Annotated in this window: 20 protein-coding genes; 8 read left to right on the forward strand and 12 right to left on the reverse strand. The window is 72.9% G+C overall.

Features of this window, described 5'->3' with window-relative positions; all coding sequences use genetic code 11:
* Positions 1 to 11: 11 nt before the first annotated feature.
* The 6 genes from C1N71_RS01905 to C1N71_RS01930 form a co-directional block, all read right to left on the reverse strand.
* A complete protein-coding gene (locus C1N71_RS01905; RefSeq protein ID WP_137754867.1) occupies positions 12 to 767 on the reverse strand; it encodes a class II aldolase/adducin family protein in 756 nt (251 codons plus the stop codon).
* Positions 764 to 1,942 (reverse strand): ABC transporter permease, encoded by a 1,179-nt coding sequence (locus C1N71_RS01910; RefSeq protein ID WP_137754868.1) that lies wholly within the window; start codon positions 1,940 to 1,942, stop codon positions 764 to 766. Before C1N71_RS01910 ends, C1N71_RS01905 begins: the two co-directional genes overlap by 4 nt.
* A complete protein-coding gene (locus tag C1N71_RS01915) occupies positions 1,939 to 2,949 on the reverse strand; it encodes an ABC transporter permease (RefSeq protein ID WP_137754869.1) in 1,011 nt (336 codons plus the stop codon). Before C1N71_RS01915 ends, C1N71_RS01910 begins: the two co-directional genes overlap by 4 nt.
* On the reverse strand, positions 2,946 to 4,448 hold the full coding sequence (locus C1N71_RS01920; protein WP_137754870.1) for a sugar ABC transporter ATP-binding protein: 1,503 nt from the start codon (positions 4,446 to 4,448) through the stop codon (positions 2,946 to 2,948). The genes C1N71_RS01915 and C1N71_RS01920 overlap by 4 nt, the downstream gene beginning before the upstream one ends.
* 84 nt (positions 4,449 to 4,532) lie before the next feature.
* Positions 4,533 to 5,564, reverse strand: coding sequence for an autoinducer 2 ABC transporter substrate-binding protein (locus C1N71_RS01925; protein WP_137754871.1), 1,032 nt, complete (start codon positions 5,562 to 5,564; stop codon positions 4,533 to 4,535).
* On the reverse strand, positions 5,561 to 6,397 hold the full coding sequence (locus C1N71_RS01930) for a DeoR/GlpR family DNA-binding transcription regulator (RefSeq protein WP_175414056.1): 837 nt from the start codon (positions 6,395 to 6,397) through the stop codon (positions 5,561 to 5,563). The genes C1N71_RS01925 and C1N71_RS01930 overlap by 4 nt, the downstream gene beginning before the upstream one ends.
* 146 nt (positions 6,398 to 6,543) lie before the next feature.
* Between C1N71_RS01930 and C1N71_RS01935 the strand changes: the two genes are divergently transcribed.
* From C1N71_RS01935 to C1N71_RS01950, 4 genes are read left to right on the forward strand one after another with little or no spacing between them, the layout of a single operon-like run.
* A complete protein-coding gene (locus C1N71_RS01935) occupies positions 6,544 to 6,930 on the forward strand; it encodes an L-rhamnose mutarotase (RefSeq protein WP_137754873.1) in 387 nt (128 codons plus the stop codon).
* Positions 6,927 to 8,087 (forward strand): L-rhamnose isomerase, encoded by a 1,161-nt coding sequence (rhaI, locus tag C1N71_RS01940; protein WP_137754874.1) that lies wholly within the window; start codon positions 6,927 to 6,929, stop codon positions 8,085 to 8,087. Before C1N71_RS01935 ends, rhaI begins: the two co-directional genes overlap by 4 nt.
* Complete coding sequence (locus C1N71_RS01945) at positions 8,084 to 10,141, forward strand: bifunctional aldolase/short-chain dehydrogenase (RefSeq protein WP_137754875.1); 2,058 nt, start codon at positions 8,084 to 8,086, stop codon at positions 10,139 to 10,141. The genes rhaI and C1N71_RS01945 overlap by 4 nt, the downstream gene beginning before the upstream one ends.
* Positions 10,138 to 11,550, forward strand: a complete 1,413-nt coding sequence (locus tag C1N71_RS01950) for a rhamnulokinase (RefSeq protein WP_137754876.1) — start codon at positions 10,138 to 10,140, stop codon at positions 11,548 to 11,550. The genes C1N71_RS01945 and C1N71_RS01950 overlap by 4 nt, the downstream gene beginning before the upstream one ends.
* A gap of 30 nt (positions 11,551 to 11,580) precedes the next feature.
* Here C1N71_RS01950 and C1N71_RS01955 read toward each other — a convergent pair whose 3' ends face one another.
* The 4 genes from C1N71_RS01955 to C1N71_RS01970 all read right to left on the reverse strand — a co-directional run bounded on the left by C1N71_RS01955 (position 11,581) and on the right by C1N71_RS01970 (position 15,536).
* A complete protein-coding gene (locus tag C1N71_RS01955) occupies positions 11,581 to 12,312 on the reverse strand; it encodes a GNAT family N-acetyltransferase (protein WP_217496024.1) in 732 nt (243 codons plus the stop codon).
* Positions 12,313 to 12,541: 229 nt separating this feature from the next.
* Positions 12,542 to 13,720: a glycine C-acetyltransferase gene (locus C1N71_RS01960; RefSeq protein WP_137754877.1), complete on the reverse strand. Its 1,179-nt coding sequence runs from the start codon at positions 13,718 to 13,720 to the stop codon at positions 12,542 to 12,544.
* On the reverse strand, positions 13,720 to 14,769 hold the full coding sequence (gene tdh / locus C1N71_RS01965) for an L-threonine 3-dehydrogenase (RefSeq protein WP_137754878.1): 1,050 nt from the start codon (positions 14,767 to 14,769) through the stop codon (positions 13,720 to 13,722). The genes C1N71_RS01960 and tdh overlap by 1 nt, the downstream gene beginning before the upstream one ends.
* A gap of 137 nt (positions 14,770 to 14,906) precedes the next feature.
* Positions 14,907 to 15,536, reverse strand: a complete 630-nt coding sequence (locus C1N71_RS01970) for a hypothetical protein (RefSeq protein ID WP_137754879.1) — start codon at positions 15,534 to 15,536, stop codon at positions 14,907 to 14,909.
* 121 nt (positions 15,537 to 15,657) lie between these two features.
* On the opposite strand from C1N71_RS01970, the gene purM reads away from it, so the two are divergent.
* From purM to C1N71_RS01990, 4 genes are all read left to right on the forward strand, one after another.
* Entirely contained in the window at positions 15,658 to 16,776 is a 1,119-nt protein-coding gene (purM, locus tag C1N71_RS01975; protein ID WP_137754880.1) for a phosphoribosylformylglycinamidine cyclo-ligase, read from the forward strand.
* 95 nt (positions 16,777 to 16,871) lie between these two features.
* Positions 16,872 to 17,075, forward strand: a complete 204-nt coding sequence (locus C1N71_RS01980; RefSeq protein WP_137754881.1) for a hypothetical protein — start codon at positions 16,872 to 16,874, stop codon at positions 17,073 to 17,075.
* Positions 17,076 to 17,172: 97 nt separating this feature from the next.
* Positions 17,173 to 17,586: a DUF4190 domain-containing protein gene (locus C1N71_RS01985; protein ID WP_137754882.1), complete on the forward strand. Its 414-nt coding sequence runs from the start codon at positions 17,173 to 17,175 to the stop codon at positions 17,584 to 17,586.
* Between the two features lie 61 nt (positions 17,587 to 17,647).
* Complete coding sequence (locus C1N71_RS01990) at positions 17,648 to 17,998, forward strand: DUF4190 domain-containing protein (protein ID WP_137754883.1); 351 nt, start codon at positions 17,648 to 17,650, stop codon at positions 17,996 to 17,998.
* A 24-nt stretch (positions 17,999 to 18,022) separates the two neighbouring features.
* Here C1N71_RS01990 and C1N71_RS01995 read toward each other — a convergent pair whose 3' ends face one another.
* A complete protein-coding gene (locus C1N71_RS01995) occupies positions 18,023 to 19,471 on the reverse strand; it encodes an L-serine ammonia-lyase (RefSeq protein ID WP_137757149.1) in 1,449 nt (482 codons plus the stop codon).
* A 37-nt stretch (positions 19,472 to 19,508) separates the two neighbouring features.
* Positions 19,509 to 19,700: a DUF3073 domain-containing protein gene (locus tag C1N71_RS02000; RefSeq protein WP_137754884.1), complete on the reverse strand. Its 192-nt coding sequence runs from the start codon at positions 19,698 to 19,700 to the stop codon at positions 19,509 to 19,511.
* Between the last annotated feature and the right edge of the window lie 133 nt (positions 19,701 to 19,833).

Below are 19,833 nucleotides of genomic sequence, written 5' to 3' on the forward strand. Positions count from 1 at the left end.
TCCGGGGCCGCTCAGCCAGCACGGCCGTCGAGCACGCGACGCCGCAGATGCTCGTCGGGCCGCGTCTCGATGCGGTCGACGACGGCGGCGGGCAGGTGCTGCGGCGCGCCGATCGCGAGGACGCCGTGCATGATGCGCGCGACCTTCACCGCCATCTCCGTGATGCGCAGGCACTCCGCCGGGCTCTGCCCGATCGCGAAGATGCCGTGGTTGCGCAGGTAGGTGAGCTTCGGCAGCGCGCCTGTGCGGTCGCGGAACTCCGTGAGCGCCGCGTGCATCGCGAGCCCGAGGCCGAGCCCGGGGTCGAGGTAGGGCACCATGAGCTGCTCGGGGCCGAGCACGACGATCTGGTCGGGGAAGAGCGGCCCGTCGAGCAGCACCTCGGCGCGGTCCGAGCAGATGATCGCGTTCACGGCGACGGGATGCGTGTGGCACGCGGCCTGGGCGCCGAGCGACATGACGACGGCGTGCAGCAGCCCCTCGATGCTCGGCCGCTTCGCCGTCGGGTCGACGCGCGCGCCCATGAGCACCTCGGCGACGCGATCGTCCGACGCGTTCGGATCGTGCAGGAGCTCGAGGATCGGCGCCAGGCGGACCTCGACGAGGTCGTCGGCGCCCGTGGCCGCGAGCGACGCGCCGCTCGCCTTCACGAGCATCCGCTCGTCGTCGATGCGGGCGGAGACGTTGCCCTCGCCGAGGATCGCGAGCTCGCGATGCGGCTCGCCCACCGCGTTGGCGAGCCGGATGAGGTCGTCGACGACGCTCATGCGCCCTCCTTGCGGTCGGTGCGGGCGGTCGGTGCGGGCTCGTCGGGGATCTGCAGCGACTGCGTCGCCCCCATCGGCGCCGGGGCGACGAGCCCCGCCCGACGCCGCCGCTGGGAGATGCCGCCGAGCAGCGACGCGCCGAGCAGCACGACGCCGAGCGCGAGCAGCTGCATCTGCGAGCCGTCGTTGCCGGGCACGACGATGAGGATCGACGCGTTCAGCCAGACGATGAGCAACGCGGCGAGCAGCACGCCGGAGAGCCTGCCGATGCCGCCCGTGATGGCGACGCCGCCGAGCACGGCGATCGTGATGGCCGGCAGCGCCATGCCCGACCCGCTCGTGCCGGCGTCGGGACGCGCGGAGGCGAACTGCGCGACGGTGTACACGGCGACGAGGCCGCTGAGCGCACCCGAGAGCAGGTACGCCGTCATGCGCGTGCGACGCGGGTCGATGCCTGCCCACTGCGCGGCGACGTCGTTCGTGCCGATCGCGTACAGGCGCCTGCCGTACGTCGTGCGGTTGAGCAGCACCCACGCGCCGATCGCGACGGGCAGGAGGAAGGTGAAGACCCCGAGCGGCACGAGCGGCAGCGTCGCGCCGATGACGGGCAGCTCGATGGCGCGCACGCCCTCGTAGAGCGCCTGGATCTCGGGGCCGGAGATGGGGCGCGAGTCGGAGATGACGAGCGCGAGCGACCGGTACGCGTAGAAGGTCGCGAGCGTCGTGATGAGCGCCGGGTAGCCGAGGTAGGCGGTGAGGAACCCGTTGATCGCGCCGAGCAGCGCGCCGAATGCGATCGCGACGACGACCGCGGGCACGAGCGGCCATCCCGCCTGCGCGTACAGCATCCCGAACACGATGCCGACGAGCGAGACCATTGAGCCGACGGACAGGTCGATGCCGCCGCGCCCGCTGGTGATGACGAGCAGCTGCGCGAGCGCGAGCAGCGCGAGCGGCACGAAGGCGATGAGGGCGCCCGCGAGGTAGTCGCTGTCGAAGCGACCGGAGGTCAGGCCCGCGACGTCGGCGATCGTCATGACGACGATGAGCGCCACGATGAGCCCGGCGAGCAGCGTGGTGCGGTCGCGCAGGCCGCCGCCGGCGACCCAGTCGCGCACGGCGCCGATCGGGGTGGCGCGCGCCTCGTCGGCGCGCGGCGGTGCGGTGGTCGTCATCGTGAGCCCTTCCGTGCCCGCTCGCGCAGCAGGTCGGTGCCGACCGCGACGAGGATGCAGATGCCGACGAACAGGAACGCGAGCTGGGTGGGCCAGCCGAGCTGCACGACGCCGGTCGTGACGGTCTGCACGAGCAGCGCGCCGAGCAGCGTGCCCACGACGGAGCCGCGGCCGCCCATGATCGACGTGCCGCCGATGACGACGGCGGCGATCACCGCGAGCTCGCGGCCGTTGCCGACGGACTGGTCGAGGCTCGACGTGCCGGTCGCGATGGTCATGCACGCGGCGAGGCCGGCGAGCGCGCCGGTGAGCGCGTAGACCCACACGAGCCGCGGCTGCACCTTGATGCCCGCGAGGCGCGCGGCGGACGCGTTGCCGCCGATCGCGTACAGGTTGCGGCCGGCGCGCGTGTAGCGCAGGAACCACCAGGCGATCGCGACGGCGACGAGGGCGATGACGAAGGAGTGCGGCACGCCGAGCGTCTGGCCTGCGGCGCCGCGCCCGAACACCGCGAGGGTCGTGGGGATGCCGTTGACGGTCGAGGAGTCGAAGACGCGCAGCCCGATGAACTGGAACAGGTTCGCCGTGCCGAACGTGATGATGATGGCGTGCACCTTGCCGTAGGCGATGAGCACGCCGTTCACGAGGCCGAGCGCGAGGCCGACGAGCATCGCGAGCGCCACGGCCGCGACGAGCGGCAGGTCGAAGGCGACGAGCGACTTGGCCGTGACGACGGCGGAGACCATGATCGTCGCCGCGACGGACACGTCGATGCCCGCCGTGATGATGACGAACGTCATGCCGACGCCGACGAGCGCGATCGGCGCGACCTGCACGAGCAGGGGCCCGATGGACCCGGGGGTGAGGAACGTCGGCGTCGCGATCGCGAGCGCGATCCAGAGCGCGACGATGACGCCGAGCAGCACGAGCTCCTGCCCGGTCACGACGGGGGGCAGGATGCGTCCGAGCGCGCGCCTGCCGGGGGCCTCGGCGACGGTGGCGGTCATGCTGCCTCCTCCTTCAGGGATCCGGCGGCCGCGGCGAGGACCGTGGCCTGCGTCGCCGTGGCCGGCAGCTCCGCGACGATGCGGCCGCCGCGGAAGACGACGATGCGGTCGGCGATCCGCAGCACCTCGGCGAGGTCGGTCGTGATGACGAGCACCGCGGTGCCGGCGTCGGCGAGGTCGGAGACGATCTGGTGGATCTCCTCCTTCGCGCCCACGTCGACGCCCTGCGTCGGCTCGGCGAGCACGAGCACCTCGGGGCGATGCACGATCTGCCGTGCGAGCACGACCTTCTGGGCGTTGCCGCCGGACATGGCGCTGATGGGCTGCCGCTCGCTCGGGGTCTTCACCGCGAGCCGGCGGATGAGGTCGCGCGCGAGGGCGCGCTCGGTGCGTGGACGCACGAGGCCGCGCACCTTCGACAGCAGCCCGAGGGAGCCGATGGAGATGTTGAAGGCGATCGGCTGGAAGGCGAAGGAGCCCTGCGCGGCCCGGTTCGCGGGCAGCATCCGGACGCCGCGGCGCTTGGCGTCGGCGGGCGACGCGGTGGGGCGGGCGTCGCCGCGCAGCCGCATCGTGCCGGAGGTGGCGCGGCGCATGCCGTAGACGACGTCGCCCACCTCGGCGGCGCCGGAGCCCACGAGGCCGTAGCAGCCGACGATCTCGCCTGCGTGCACGACGAGGTCGACGTCGGCGAAGTGGCCATCGAGCGTCAGGCCCTCGAGCTCGACGAGCGGCTCGCCGGGCTCGTGCGCGCCGCGCACGCCCTCGGCGAGCGCGCCGCCGACCATGCGCTCGGCGATCTCGCGAACGCTGAGCGCCGCGATCGGCTCGGTGCCGACGGTCTCGCCGTCGCGCATGATCGTGACCTCGTCGGCGATGCGGAAGAGCTCGTCGAGGCGGTGCGAGATGTAGATGATCGAGACGCCGTCGGCCGCGAGGCGGCGGACCACGCCGAACAGCACCTCGATCTCGGCGTCGGTGAGGATGGCGCTCGGCTCGTCGAGGATGAGGACGCGCGCCTCCTCGAGCAGCGCCTTCGCGATGGAGACCTGCTGCTGCTTCGCGATCGAGAGCGTGCCGAGGGGCCGGGATGCGACCGAGCGGTCGAGGCCGACGAGGTCGAGCAGCTCGAACATGCGCGGCGCCTGCGCCGACCAGTCGATGACGGGGCCGCGGGTGATCTCGCGCCCGACGAAGAGGTTCTCGGCGACGGACAGCTCGGCGAAGAGCTGCGGCTCCTGGTAGACGGTCTGCACGCCGAGCGCGATGGCGTCGGACGTCGAGGCGATCGCGACGTCGCGGCCGTCGATGCGCACGGTGCCCGCGTCGGCGCTCTCGGCGCCCGCGAGGATCTTGATGAGGGTGGACTTGCCTGCGCCGTTCTCGCCGACGAGGGCGTGCACGGTGCCCGGCTGCACGACGAGCTCGGCGTGCCGGATGGCGCGCACGCCGCCGTAGCGCTTGGCGATGCCGCGCATCTCGAGCCTGGGCTCGGTCATGGACGTCTCCATCGACGTGGGTGGGTGGGGGGTGGTGCCCCGGGGCCCGACGCGATGCCGGACCCCGGGGACGGATGGTGCGACTCAGTAGTCGTAGTCGCCGGCGTTCTCCGCGGTGAAGATCGTCGGCGGGCCGAGCAGCAGCGTCTGCGTGTCGGCGTCGTACTCGACGCCCGTGAGGGTGTCGCTGACGTCGTTCGTCGCCTGGAACTCGTTGCCCTCGGCGAGCTGCACGCCCGCCCAGCCGGTGAGGTAGCCGAGCGCCTCGACGTCCCACAGGATCGAGGCCGACGACGAGCCGTCCTCGAGGTAGGGGAGCATCGCCTGCGGCGTGCCGAGGCCGACGGTAAAGACCTCGCCGATGCGACCGGCGTCCGAGACCGCCTGCGCGACGCCCGGGGCGCTCGAGGTGCACTCGCCCACGAGGCCCGTGAGGTCGGGGTTGGCGGTCATGAGCTCGGTGGCGAGCTGCGTGGCCTGCGCCTGGTCCTCGCCGGCGTAGACGATGTCGACGATCTCGGCGTCGGGGTATTCGGATGCCGTGTACTCCTCCTGCACGTCGATCCACGCATTGAGGTTCGCCGCCGTCTCGCCGCAGGAGACGATGGCGTACTTGCCCGAGCCGCCCATGGCCTCCATGAGCGCGTCGGTGAGCGCCTCGCCGATGCCCTGCGTCGACGCCTGGTTGACGAAGACCTCGCGCACCGAGTCGGGTGCGTCGGTGTCGGTCGTCGCGACGACGATGCCGGCGTCGGCGGCCTCCTGCAGGAGGGGTGCCATCGAGTCGGGGTCGTTCGGGGCGACGAACAGCACGTCGACGTCCTGCTGGATGAACGAGCGGACGATGTCGGCCTGCGCGGCGGCATCGGCGGTCGTCGGGCCCTGGTAGAGCCACTCGAAGCCGAGCTCCTCCGCAGCCTGCTGGCCACCGGTGTTCATGGCCTCGAAGTAGGGGATGCCCTGCAGCTTGGGCACGAAGGCGATGGTCAGCTGACCGTCGCCCTCGCCGCTGCCGCCGCTGGCAGCGGGCTCGTTGCGGTTGGTGCAGCCGCCGAGGACGAGCGCTGCGGCGACGCCGACGGCGATCGTTCCCGCGACCTTGCGAGAGATCTTCATGGGTGCTCCTTGGGAGAGGGGGTGGAGGCGCGTGCCTCCGTGGCCGGCACGGACGTCGGGCCGGAGATCGAGGCGGGAGCGGCGACGCGCGTGACCTGCACGCCCACGCCCTCCCAGTCGGCGACGAACTGGTCGCCGACGCGGTCGTCGGTGATGATCGTCGAGAGGTCCTGCGCGGATGCGAAGGCGTGGTAGCCGAAGCCGGCGGCCTTGGGCGCGGCGAGCACGCCGATGACGCGGTCGCAGGCGTCGACGAGGGTGCGCTTCGCGGCGGCCTCGTCGGGCGCGAGCTCGAGCAGGCCGCGCTCGACCGACAGGCCGATGCAGCCGAAGATGCCGACGGCGATGCGGCCGCGGCCGACGAGATGCTCGGCGCCGGTGCCCACGAGGCTCGCGGACTGGCGGCGCAGCACGCCGCCGGGCACGACGACCTCGGCGTTCGAGCGCTCGAGGAAGAGCATCGCCATCGGCAGGCTCTGGGTCACGACGACGAGGTCGCGCCGGTCGAGCAGCTCGACGCCGACGGCGTGCGCCGTCGTGGAGGAGTCGAGGGCGACGACGTCGCCGTCCTGCACGAGCTGCGCGGCGACCTGGCCGATCGCCTTCTTCACGCGAGCCTCCTCGCGCATCCGCTCGCCGTATGCGCCCTCGACGGAGGACCGCATCGGCACGGCACCGCCGCGGATGCGGCGCAGCAGCCGGCGCCGCTCGAGCTGCTCGAGGTCCTTGCGCACCGTGACCGCGGACACGCCGAGCGTCGACGCGAGCTCCGTGACCTGCACGGCGCCCGCCACGTCGAGCGCTTCGAGGATGAGCGCCTCCCGGTCGAGCACGTGGACTCCTTCGTCGATGTGTCGTTGGCGTGACTGTACGCACAGCGAAAGGAGAAGCGCAAGCAACGAAAGCATCTCGGTTGCGTTCGAAAGCATCGCGGGTGCATGCTTGCGCTCGGAGGGTCCGCGACGAGGCGGACGACGCGATGACGCAGACACCCGGCGCGAGCCCCGCGGCGCAGCACGTGTGCTTCCGCCTGCGCGTGCGGCCCGAGGCGGTCGCCACCTACCGCGAGGCCCACGCCCGCGTCTGGCCCGAGATGCTCGAGGCGCTGCACGACACGGGCTGGCGCGACTACCGCATCTTCGTCGCCGACGACGGCACCGTCATCGGCACCGTCACGGTCGATGACCTGGGCGCATCCCTCGCCGCCATGGCCGCCCGCGACGTCAACGCGCGCTGGCAGGCCGCCATGCAGCCGCTGCTCGCCGACGCCGACCGCCCCGCGGACGAGTCGCTCGAGCTCCTGCCCCTCGCCTTCGACCTCGACCGTCAGCGCACCGCATCCACCCCCTCCCCTGGAGCAGCATGAGCGTCCCCATCGACACCGACCGCCTCGACCTCCTGCGCATCGAGGTCCCCTCGTGGGCCTACGGCAACTCGGGCACGCGCTTCCGCGTGTTCGGCACGCCGGGCACGCCGGGCGACGCCTTCGAGAAGGTCAGCGACGCCGCGCAGGTGCATCGGCACACGGGCATCGCGCCGACCGTCGCCCTGCACATCCCGTGGGATCGCGTCGACGACTTCGGCGCGCTGCGCGCGCACGCCGAGTCCGAGGGCGTCGCGCTCGGCACCGTCAACTCGAACACCTTCCAGGAGGAGGACTACAAGTTCGGCTCGCTGTGCCATCCGGATGCGCGGGTCCGCGCGAAGGCCGTCGCCCACCACGCCGAGTGCATCGACATCATGCGCGAGACGGGCTCGCGCGACCTGAAGGTCTGGCTCGCCGACGGCACGAACTACCCAGGGCAGGACTCCATCCGCGAGCGCCAGCAGCGGCTGGCGGACTCGCTCGCTGAGATCTACGCGATGCTCGACGACGATCAGCGCCTCGTGCTCGAGTACAAGTTCTTCGAGCCGGCGTTCTACCACACCGACGTGCCGGACTGGGGCACGAGCTACGTGCACTGCGTCGAGCTCGGACCCAAGGCGAAGGTCGTGCTCGACACCGGCCATCACGCGCCGGGCACGAACATCGAGTTCATCGTCGCGCAGCTGCTGCGCCTCGGCAGGCTCGGCGCGTTCGACTTCAACTCGCGCTTCTACGCCGACGACGACCTCATCGTCGGCGCCGCCGACCCCTTCCAGCTCTTCCGCATCCTCGTCGAGCTCGTCGACGGCGGCGGCTACGGCGACCCCGACGTGCAGCTCGTGCTCGACCAGTGCCACAACGTCGAGGCGAAGATCCCCGGCCAGATCCGCAGCGTGCTCAACGTGCAGGAGGCCGTCGCGAAGGTGCTCGCGCTCGACGTCGACGCCCTCGCCGCCGCCCGCCGCGACTGCGACGTGCTGCTCGCGAACGAGATCCTCATGGACGCCTTCCACACCGACGTGCGCGGCACCCTCGCCGAGCATCGTGCGGCGCGGGGGCTGCCCGAGGATCCCATGCGGGCGTTCCTCGCCTCCGGGTACCTCGAGCGCATCGCGGCCGACCGCGCTGGTCGTGCGCAGGCGGGGTGGGGCGCATGAGCGCAGCGAGCGGCGAGCGCGAGTCGCCTGTGGTCGACGAGCTGCTGGGGCGCAGCAATCGCCTCGGCTCCGATCCCACGATCACGAACTACGCGGGCGGCAACACGTCGGCGAAGGGCACGGCGGTCGATCCGGCGTCGGGCGACGACGTCGAGCTCGTGTGGGTCAAGGGATCCGGCGGCGACCTCGGCACCCTGCGGGCGTCGGGCCTCGCCGTGCTGCGGCTCGACCGGGTCCGGGCGCTCGAGCGCGTGTATCGCGGCGTGGAGCACGAGGACGAGATGGTCGCGGCGTTCGACTACTGCCTGCACGGCACGGGCGGCGCCGCACCCTCGATCGACACGGCCATGCACGCGCTCGTCGACGCGCCGCACGTCGACCACCTCCACCCCGACGCGGGGATCGCGATCGCCGCCTCCGCCGACGGTGAGGCGCTCACGCAGCGCATCTACGGCGATCGCGTCGTCTGGGTGCCGTGGCGGCGCCCCGGCTTCCAGCTCGGCCTCGACATCCGCGAGATCCAGCGCGCGAACCCGCAGGCGATCGGCTGCATCCTCGGCGGCCACGGCATCACGGCGTGGGGCGACTCGAGCGCCGAGTGCGAGGAGCGCTCGCTGTGGATCGTGCGCACCGCCGAGGCGTACATCGCCGAGCACGGTCGGCCCGAGCCGTTCGGCCCGATCGTCCCGGGGTTCGAGCCGCTGCCGGTCGACGCGCGCCGAGCGCGGGCCGCCGAGCTCGCCGCGCAGCTGCGCGGCATCGCCTCCACCGATCGGCCCGTCGTCGGGCACTTCAGCGATCACGAGGACGTGCTCGACTTCCTCGCGCGCGCCGAGCATCGGCGGCTCGCGGCGCTCGGCTCGTCGTGCCCCGACCACTTCCTGCGCACGAAGGTCGCGCCGATGGTGCTCGACCTGCCCGGCGACGCGCCCATCGACGACGTCCGCGCGCGCATCGCAGCGCTGCACGAGGCGTACCGCGCGCAGTACGCCGCCTACTACGAGGCCCACGCCGACGCCGACTCGCCGCCGATGCGCGGCGCCGATCCCGCGATCGTGCTCGTGCCGGGCGTCGGGATGTTCTCCTACGGCAAGGACGCGCAGACCGCGCGCGTCGCCGGCGAGTTCGCGATCAACGCCATCCACGCGATGCGCGGCGCCGAGGCGCTCTCGACCTATCGGCCCATCCCCGACGCGGAGAAGTTCCGCATCGAGTACTGGGCGCTCGAGGAGGCGAAGCTCGCCCGCATGCCGAGGCCGCGCTCCCACGCGGGGCGCGTCGCGCTCGTGACGGGCGCCGCATCCGGCATCGGCAAGGCGATCGCGACGCGGCTCGTCGCGGAGGGCGCCTCCGTCGTCATCGCCGACCTCGACCTCGAGAAGGCCCAGGCGGCGGCGGCCGAGCTCGGCTCGCACGACGTCGCGATCGGGGTGCGCTGCGACGTCACCGATGCCGCGCAGGTGCAGGCGGCGGTCGACGCGACGCTGCTCGCCTTCGGCGGGCTCGACCTCGTCGTGAACAACGCCGGGCTGTCGCTCGCGCGCTCGCTGCTCGAGACGACCGAGGCGGACTGGGACCTGCAGCACGACGTGATGTCGAAGGGCTCGTTCCTCGTGTCGAAGGCGGCGGCGCGCGTGCTCATCGACCAGGGCATCGGCGGCGACGTCGTGTACATCTCGTCGAAGAACTCGGTCTTCGCGGGCCCGAACAACATCGCGTACTCCGCGACGAAGGCCGACCAGGCGCATCAGGTGCGGCTGCTCGCCGCCGAGCTCGGCGAGCACGGCGTGCGCGTCAACGGCATCAACCCCGACGGCGTCGTGCGCGGCTCCGGCATCTTCTCGTCCGGATGGGGCGCGAACCGCGCGCGGACGTACGGGGTGAAGGAGGAGGACCTCGGCGCCTTCTACGCGCAGCGCACGATCCTGAAGCAGGAGGTGCTGCCCGAGCACGTCGCCGACGCCGTCGCGGTGCTCACGGGGCCCGAGCTGCGGCTCACCACCGGCCTCCACGTGCCCGTCGACGCCGGCGTCGCCGCCGCCTTCCTGCGATGAGCGCCGTCCACGTCGCCGCGATCGACCTCGGCGCCACGAGCGGCCGCGTCATGCACGCCGAGGTCGGGCCGGACGTGCTGCGCCTCGACGAGGTCGCGCGCTTCGAGAACGCGCCCGTGCGCGTCGGGGACGGCCTGCACTGGTCGATCCTCGGCCTCTACGGCGCTGCGGGCGCGGGGCTCGGCGCCGCGACGCGCGCCGGGCGCATCGCCTCGGTCGGCGTCGACTCGTGGGGGTGCGACTACGCGCTGCTGCGCGGCGGCGCGATGCTCGGCATCCCGTTCTCCTACCGCGACGACCGCTCGCTGCGGGGCATGGCGCTCGTCGAGCAGCTCGTGCCGCACGCGGAGCTGTTCGCGCGCAACGGCCTGCAGCGCATCCCGCTCAACACGATCAACCAGCTGGTCATGGACCGGGAGTCGGGGCTGCTCGCCGCCGCCGACGGCTTCCTGCACGTGCCGGACCTCTTCGGCTGGTGGCTCACGGGCAGGCAGGTGGCCGAGCGCACCATCGCGTCGACGTCGGGCATGCTGCGCCTCGACGGCACCTGGGACGCCGAGCTGCTGGCACGCCTGGGCATCGACGCGGGCATCCTGCCCGACGTCGTCGAGCCCGGCACGCGCCTCGGGCCCGTGCTCGCCTCGACGGCCGAGCACTTCGGCATCCACGGCGACCCCGAGGTGGTCGCCGTCGGGTCGCACGACACCGCCTCCGCGGTGGTCGCGGCGCCCATGGAGGCCGGCGGTGCATACATCTCGTCCGGCACCTGGTCCCTCGTCGGCGTCGAGACCCCGGCGCCGATCGTGAGCGACGCCGCCCGCGAGGCGGGCTTCACGAACGAGGCGGGCGTCGACGGCCGCACGCGCTTCCTGAAGAACGTCATGGGCATGTGGCTGCTGTCCGAGACGCTGCGGCAGTGGGCCGCGGACGGCGAGCCTGCCGAGCTGCAGCCGCTGCTCGACGCCGCGGCGGCCGTCGACGGCGACGTCGCGACGTTCGATCCCACCGACGACGCCTTCTACCTGCCCGGCGACATGCCGGCGCGGATCGCGACGTGGCTGCGGGAGCGCGGCCTGCGCGTGCCGGCGACGAGGGCCGAGCTCGTGCGCTCGATCCTCGAGTCGCTCGCGACGGCGTACGCGGACACGCTGCGCGACGCCGAGCGGCTGAGCGGGCAGCGGATCGAGCGCGTGCACGTCGTCGGCGGCGGCAGCCGCAACGCGCTGCTGTGCCGGCTCACGGCGCAGCGCCTCGGCGTGCCGGTGGTCGCCGGCCCGGTCGAGGCGACGGCGCTCGGCAACGTGCTCGTGCAGGCGCGAGCGCTCGGCGCGATCTCGGGCGACCTCGAGGCGATGCGCGCGCTCGTGCGCCGCACGACGCCGCTGACCGTGCACGAGCCGACCGCCTGAGCGGCGCGGGGAGGCCGCGGCGGCCGGACGTCAGTCCTCGGCCACGACGTCCCAGGTCGCGAAGCGCTCGAGGCCCGCGGAGGCGGCGAGCGCCATCGACGCGGCGTTGTCGAGCTGGCACCGGTACTGGGGCTCGTGGCCCAGGTCGAGCGCGTGCGCGGCGAGGGCGCGCACCGTGCGACGCGCGAGGCCGCGGCCGCGACGCTCGGGCAGCGTGATCACGCCGAGGTCGGCGAGCGTCGTGCCGCTCCACGGATACGCGCTCGCCGCGCAGGCGAGCCGGCCGTCGACGAGAGCACCGACGACGAGCCAGTGGTCGAGCTCGACGAACGCCTCGTCGAGGTCGGACTCGGGCGCGGCCGCCTCGAACGCTCGGAAGAGGTCCGCGTCGTCGGTGCCGAGGCGTCGCACGACGATGCCGTCCGCGTCCTCGCGGCTCGCGTGCTCCCGACGCACGGCCTCCTGCTCCTCGATGCCGAGGTACCAGAGGGCGTCGGCGCCGTTGAGCGCGACGCCCGCCGCCGCGAGCGCATCCGCCAATGCCGTCCGGTCGATCGTGGCGCCGGCGACGAGGCCGATGCGACCGGCCTCCTCGCTCGTCGCGGTGACGATGCCGCCCGAGCCGATCGGCTCGAGCACCATGACGCGTCGGGTGCGCGGCAGGGCATCGTCGACGGCGACGCGGAGGTCGCCGGGAGTCGACGGCAGATCGTGCTCGGGCACGGCGCCGAACCAGTGGTCGCGGACGGTGGTGGAGAGCATGGGGCTCCTCGATGGAGGCGAGCCCCTCCGCGGCGCCCGCCGACGCCGAGCCGTCCAGGATATGCGACGGCGACGGCTCCTCCCGCCGCCTCTCGTTCCGAGGTGCGCTCTCTGCACCGAGGTGCGGTTGCAACGGCACCTCGCTGCAGGAGGCGCACCTCGCAACGTCCGCGGTCCGCGGTCCGCGGTCCGCGGTGCGCGATCCGCGCGGTCGTGGGAGGGCCGCGGGTCAGCCCTGCACGCGCGCCCTGGCCGCGACGAACGCCGCGATGGCGCGGTCGACGTCCTCGTCCGAGTGCGCCGCCGAGATCTGCACGCGGATGCGCGCCTCGCCGCGCGGCACGACCGGGAACGAGAACGCGGTGACGTAGACGCCCTCTTCGAGCATGGCGTCGGCGATCTCGGATGCGAGGCGGGCGTCGTGGAACATGACGGCCGTGATGGGGTGCGAGCCCGGCAGCAGCTCGAACCCGGCCTCCTCCATGCCCGCCTTGAAGCGCGCCGTCGAGCGCTGCAGGCGCTCGCGCAGCTCGCCCGCGCCCTCCACGAGGTCGAGCGCGGCGATCGATCCCGCGACGACCGACGGCGCGAGCGCGTTCGAGAAGAGGTACGGCCGAGACCGCTGGCGCAGCAGCGCCACGATCTCGGCGCGTGCCGCGACGTAGCCGCCCGACGCGCCGCCGAGCGCCTTGCCGAGCGTGCCGGTGATGATGTCGACCCGGTCGGAGACGCCCGCGAGCTCGGGCGTGCCCGCGCCCGTGGCACCCGTGAAGCCGACCGCGTGGCTGTCGTCGACCATGACCATGGCGTCGTAGCGCTCGGCGAGGTCGCAGATCGCCTCGAGCGGGGCGAGGTAGCCGTCCATCGAGAACACGCCGTCGGTGACGATCAGCCGCCGCCTGGCGCCCGACGCCTCCTGCAGGCGCGCCTCGAGCTCGGCCATGTCGCGGTTCGCGTACCGGTACCGCGCCGCCTTCGACAGGCGCACGCCGTCGATGATCGACGCGTGGTTCAGCGCATCCGAGATCACGGCGTCCTCGGCGCCGAGCAGCGTCTCGAAGAGCCCGCCGTTCGCGTCGAAGCACGACGAGTAGAGGATGGTGTCCTCCTGCCCGAGGAACGCCGACAGGCGCCGCTCGAGCTCGAGGTGCTGCTCCTGCGTGCCGCAGATGAAGCGCACCGACGCCATGCCGAAGCCCCAGTCGTCGAGCGCCGTCTTCGCCGCCTCGACGATCGCCGGATGGTCGGCGAGCCCGAGGTAGTTGTTGGAGCACAGGTTCAGCACCGACGCGTCGCGCACCGTCACCTGCGCACCCTGCGGCCCTGCGATCGCGCGCTCGCGCTTCGTCAGCCCCGCCTCCTCGATCTCCGCCAGCTCGGCAGCGAGCGCATCCTTGATCGCGTACATCACGCCTCCTTCGTCATGTCGAGCACGACCTTGCCCGCGGCGCCCGACCGCGCGACCGCGAACGCCTCGGCCCAGTCGTCGAACGCGAAGCGGTGCGTGATGACCGGCGACACGTCGAGCCCCGTCTCCGCGAGCGACGACATGGCGTACCAGGTCTCGTACATCTCGCGGCCGTAGATGCCTTGGATCGTGAGCATGTGGCTCACGACCTTCGCCCAGTCGATGTCGATCGACTGCGACGGCAGGCCGAGCATCGCGATGCGGCCGCCGAAGTTCAGGTTGTCGATGATGGCGGGCAGCGCGCTCGGCGCTCCCGACATCTCGAGCGCGACGTCGAAGCCCTCGCGCATGCCGAACCGCACCTGCGCATCCTCGATCCGCTCGGTGCGCACGTCGATCGCCTCGAAGCCCATCGACCGCGCGAGCTCGAGCCTCGCGGGCGCGACGTCGGTGACGAGGATGTGGCGGGCCCCGACGTGGCGGGCGACGGCCGCGGCCATGAGGCCGATGGGGCCGGCGCCCGTCACGAGCACGTCCTCGCCCACGACGGGGAACTTCAACGCCGTGTGCACGGCGTTGCCGAAGGGGTCGAAGATCCCGAACACGTCGAGCTCGGCGTCGCTCACGGCGTCGATCGTGCGGCCCGGGTGCACCCACACGTTCGTCGCGGGCACGACGACGCGCTCGGCGAACGCGCCGTCGCGCTGCACGCCCAGGTTCGAGGTGCGGATGCACAGGTGGCGCCTGCCGGCACGGCAGTTGCGGCACGTGCCGCACACGACGTGGCCCTCGACCGAGGCGATCTGCCCGGCCGCCAGGTCGACGACGCCGTCGCCCACCTCGACGATCTCGCCGACGAGCTCGTGCCCGACGACGAGGCCCGGGCGCACGGCGGCCTGCGCCCACGCATCCCACGCGTCGATGTGCAGGTCGGTGCCGCAGATGCCGGCGCGCAGCACGCGCAGGGCGACATGGCCGGGGCCGACGGTCGGCTCGGGCACGTCGGTCAGACGCAGTCCGGGCTCGCCCGCGGTGACGAGTGCTCGCATGGGGTCTCCATCGACGTCATTCGGGTCGCTGACGATCCTCGCACGCGGACGAGGATCGCGAAGGGACGGGGGCCGGCGGTCTGGCCAGCGCCGCGAGCTCGCCGCGCTGCTGGGCCGCACCGGGTGTCACGGCGAGGTCAGCGCGCGGAGAGCGCGCGCCCGCGGACGCCGTAGGCGAGCATGAGCGCGAGCATGACGAGCCCGACGGCGACGGCAGCGGCCTCGCCGCCGGGTGCGCCGACCACGATGGCGACGACCGTGCCCACGCCACCGAGGCCGACGAGGGCGACGCCGAGGTCGAGGAAGTGCCGCTCGTGGAAGGCGCGGGCGAAGGGCAGGAAGTGCAGGCCGACGGCCACCGCGATCGCCACGGGGATCGCCGCCTCCCGACCTGTCGCGGTCAGCGCCAGGCGTGCGAGGGCGATGAGGGCCAGCATGCCGACGACGGACGCGAGGTAGACCCACCACGCGCCGACCCCGACGGGCGCGGGCGCCCCGAGCGCGCGCGGGCGCACGAAGAGCGCGGCGAGGGTCGCGACGGCGAGGCAGACCGCGACGACGCGCAGCCCGATCGCGAGCGGCGGCGGCGCCCACGCGAGGTTGGCCAGCACGAACACGAGCCCGCCGGCGACGCCGACGATCGCCCCGACGCGTCGTGGATCCAGCCTGCTGCGGCCGGCGCGGACGTCGGCGCGCGCCGACTCGGGCACGCGCGCCATCCATGCGGGGTCGTCGGGGCGCGGATCGGTCGGGGTGGGAGGGGCCATGCTCGACGCTCTCACGGACGAGTCCTCGGCGCAGGGGACGGGCCCGAGCGGCGGGGATCGCACCCGCGGTCACGCGCGGTCGCGCGCCTCGTGCGCGGGCGTCGCGCCGGGGCGGGTCGGCATGCCGCGCGCCGGTACCCTGGAGACCGTGACGGATCTCTACGCGGCAGCAGGCGTCGACACGGCCGCGGGCGACCGCGCCGTCGAGCTCATGAAGGCGGCCGTCGCACGTACGCACGGCGCGGGCGTCGTCGGCGGCGTCGGCGGCTTCGCCGGGCTCTTCGACCTGTCGGCGGCCGGCGAGTACCGCCGCCCGCTGCTCGCCTCGTCGACCGACGGCGTCGGCACGAAGGTCGCCCTCGCGCAGGCGATCGACAAGCACGACACCATCGGCCAGGACCTCGTCGGCATGGTCGTCGACGACATCGTCGTCGTCGGCGCGAAGCCGCTGGCGATGACCGACTACATCGCGTGCGGTCGCATCGAGCCCGCCCGCATCGCCGACATCGTGCGCGGCATCGCGGCCGCGTGCGAAGCGACCGGCACGGCGCTCGTCGGCGGCGAGACCGCCGAGCACCCCGGGCTCCTCGGGCCCGACGACTACGACGTCGCGGGCGCCGCCGTCGGCATCGTCGAGGCGGATGCGCTGCTCGGCCCCGATCGCGTGCGCGCGGGCGACGCGGTCGTGGCGATGGCTTCGAGCGGCCTGCACTCCAACGGCTTCTCGCTCGTGCGTCGCATCCTCGCGGACGCCGGCATCGCGCTCACCGACCGCGTCGACGACCTCGGCGGCGTCGCCGCCGAGGTGCTCCTCGAGCCCACGCGCCTGTACACGAGCCCGCTCGTGGCCATGCTCGCCGAGGGGCGCCGCATCCACGCCATCAGCCACGTCACGGGCGGTGGCATCGCCGCGAACCTCGCGCGCGTGCTGCCTGCCGGCCTCGCGGTCGAGCTCCAGCGCGGCTGGGCGGTGCCGGACGTGTTCGGCGCGCTCGCCGCGATCGGCGGCCACGACCTCGTCGCCACCGAGGGCACCTGGAACCTCGGTCTCGGCATGATCGCCGTCGTGGATCCCGCCGATGCGGCCGCGGTCGTCGCCGACTCCGAGGCAGCCGGCATCCCCGCGTGGATCGCCGGCGAGGTCGAGGCAGCGGGCGCGACGCCCGAGGGCGAGGGATGGGTGCAGGGCGCGAAGGGCGTCGACGGCGGCGCCGTGCGCCTCGTCGGCGCACACGGCTGACCTGCGAGCGCATCCACGAAGTCCTCCGGCAACGCTGACGCGTCGTCCAGGACGCGTCCGGGCGAGGATCAGGACGGCTCGGCATCCTCGACCGCATGACCACGACGCCCGGATTCGCGGCCGCGCCGCAGCACCCCGCCGTGCAGCCTCCCGACCACCGCGCGATCGCGCCCCGGCCGCTGGCGCGCGGTCGCCGCATCGACCGCGTGACCATCGCCCTGCTCGTCGGCGTCGGCGCCGCCACGGCGCTCGCCGGCACCTCCGCCCTCGCGCTCGCCGCGCTCGGCTCGCTGCTCTGACCGGCGGCCGCGGGCCGAGCAGGTCGCGTCCGGGCTCGGCGCGTAGGATCTCCGTGCCGCGGGCCGCTCCGTTCCGCATCCTCGAGAAGGCGAACCCATGACCTACACCCCTCCCGGCCAGGAGCCGCAGCAGCCGCAGCAGCCGGCGTACTCCTCGCCCGACCAGTCCTCGTACGCCGCTCCGCAGGCGAGCTACGCGACGCCGCAGTACGGGCAGAACCCCTACGCGGGCTACGCGGCCTCGACCCCCCGCCCGAAGAGCGACAAGAAGACCTTCGGGCTCTGGTCGATGATCCTCGGACTGTCCGGCCTGCTCCTGCCGTTCTTCGTCAACAACCTCGCCGCGATCGTGCTGGGCATCTTCGGCCTCATCCGCGAGAACTCGAAGGGCATGTCCATCACGGGCCTCGTGTCCGGCGGCGTCGGCCTGCTGATCTGGGCGCCCATCGTGTGGTTCGTCATCGTGCCGTTCATCGCGATCCTCGCCCTCGGCGCGGCCTACCAGTACTGATCGACCGCTCGTCGCACGGGGGCCCGCCGCAGGCCCTCGTGCGCCGACGAGGAGACTCCGCATGACGAACCCCTACGGGCAGCCGGGCGCCTACCCGCCTGTCGGTCCCGCACCCCAGCAGCCGTACGCCTACGCCGGCGCCTATCCCGCCCCGCGCAGCCCGAAGACCACGCTCGGCATGTGGTCGCTCATCCTCGGCATCTCGGGCTTCCTGGTGCCGATCGGCATCAACTCGGTCGCGGCCATCGTGCTCGGCATCGTCGGCATCGTGAAGGAGCAGCGGCGCGGCCTGTCGATCGCCGGGCTCAGCGTCGGCGCGTTCGTGCTGCTGATCTACACGCCGTTCATCTGGAGCGTGCTCGCACTGCTCCTGTCGCTGACGCCGCTGCTCTTCCTGCCGTTCCTGTACTGACGACGGCGGCCGATCGCGGCCGGCTCAGCAGTCGACGAAGGTGACGGCGAGACCGCCCATGGCGGTCTCCTTGTACTTGTCGCTCATGTCCGCGCCGGTGCGCCGCATCGTCTCGACCGCGGTGTCGAGCGTCACGAAGTGCGTGCCGTCGCCGTGCTTCGCCATGCGCGCGGCGTTGATCGCCTTCACGGAGGCCATGGCGTTGCGCTCGATGCACGGGATCTGCACGAGGCCCTTGATCGGGTCGCACGTGAGGCCGAGGTTGTGCTCGATGCCGATCTCGGCGGCGTTCTCGATCTGCTCGGGCGTCGCGCCGATGACGGAGGCGAAGCCCGCCGCCGCCATGGCGCACGCCGAGCCGACCTCGCCCTGGCAGCCGACCTCGGCACCGGAGATCGAGGCGCCCGCCTTGATGATGATGCCGATCGCGCCCGCGACGAGCAGGAACTCCACGGCCCACGGCAGTCGACGCTCCTCGAGGTCCACGTACCGGTCGGCGTAGTGCATGACGGCGGGGATGATGCCCGCTGCGCCGTTCGTCGGCGCCGTCACGACGCGATTGCCGGCCGCGTTCTCCTCGTTGACGGCGAGCGCGAAGAGGTTGACCCACTCCATGCCCTCGAGCAGGTCGCGGCGATCGGTGCCGGCGGCGTCGCGCGCGAGCAGCTTCTCGTGCCAGGCCTTCGCGCGTCGCTTCACGTCGAGCCCGCCCGGCAGGATGCCGTCGGTGCGGATGCCGGCGTCGACGCAGTCCTGCATGACCTGCCAGACGTGCTCGAGCGCCGCGATCGTCTCGGCCTCCGACCGCCATGCCGACTCGTTCGCGAGCATGACCTCCGCGACCGTGCGACCCTCGACGCAGTGCGCGAGCAGCTGGTCGGCCGTCGAGAACGGCAGCGGCAGCTCCCCGGTCGCCTCGGCGGGCTCGGGCACGGGCGCGAGCACGTCGCCCTCGTCGTGACGCATGACGAAGCCGCCGCCGATCGAGTAGTAGCCGTGGGTCTGCAGCGTCTCGCCGTCGGCGTCGTAGGCCGTGATGCGCAGGGCGTTCGGATGCTCGCGCCGGATCGTGAGGGGGCGGAAGACGACGGCGGTCGCGGCGTCGAACGGCACGGGATGCTCGCCGGCGAGCAGCAGCGCGCGGTCGTCGCGGATCGCCGCGAGCGTCGCGGCGATCTCGTCGGTCGTAACGGTGTCGGGTGCGTGGCCGGACAGGCCGAGCATGACCGCCGTGTCGGTGCCGTGGCCCGATCCCGTGGCACCCAGCGAGCCGAAGAGATCGATGCGCAGCCGGGCGGTCGCGCTCCGCAGACCTGCGACGTCGAGCAGGCGCACGAAGTCCCATGCGGCCCGCATGGGACCGACGGTGTGCGACGAGGAGGGACCGATGCCGACCTTGAAGAGGTCGAGCACCGACAGCGACTCGAAGACCGGGGCCGTGCCCGTGGCGTGCGGGCCGAGCGGAGCCGCGATCGCGTCGTCGCGCAGCGGCCGGGAGACGGAGGTCACGTCAGGCGCTACGGCCCTCGTACTCGTCGTCCCGGTCGTCCTGCACGTACTCGGCCCACTTGTCGACGTACTCGTCGTCCTGGTGCGCCGTGCCGATCTCGCGCTCGAGCGCCGAGTAGTTCACGTTCGGACTGTAGGCCTTGAGCTCACGAGCGATCTTCGTGTGCTTCGCCTTCTGACGACCTCGACCCATGCTGCACCCCCAACCGAGAACGCCCGCATCCTACGTGCGGGCGATACGCGCGCGCCACCGCGCTTTGCAAGCCATCTGGCAGAGTAGCACGGCGGTGTCGTCGAGCCCGATGCGCCACGGATCGAGATGGAGC

Source organism: Agrococcus sp. SGAir0287 (assembly GCF_005484985.1).
Taxonomy (GTDB): Bacteria; Actinomycetota; Actinomycetes; order Actinomycetales; family Microbacteriaceae; genus Agrococcus.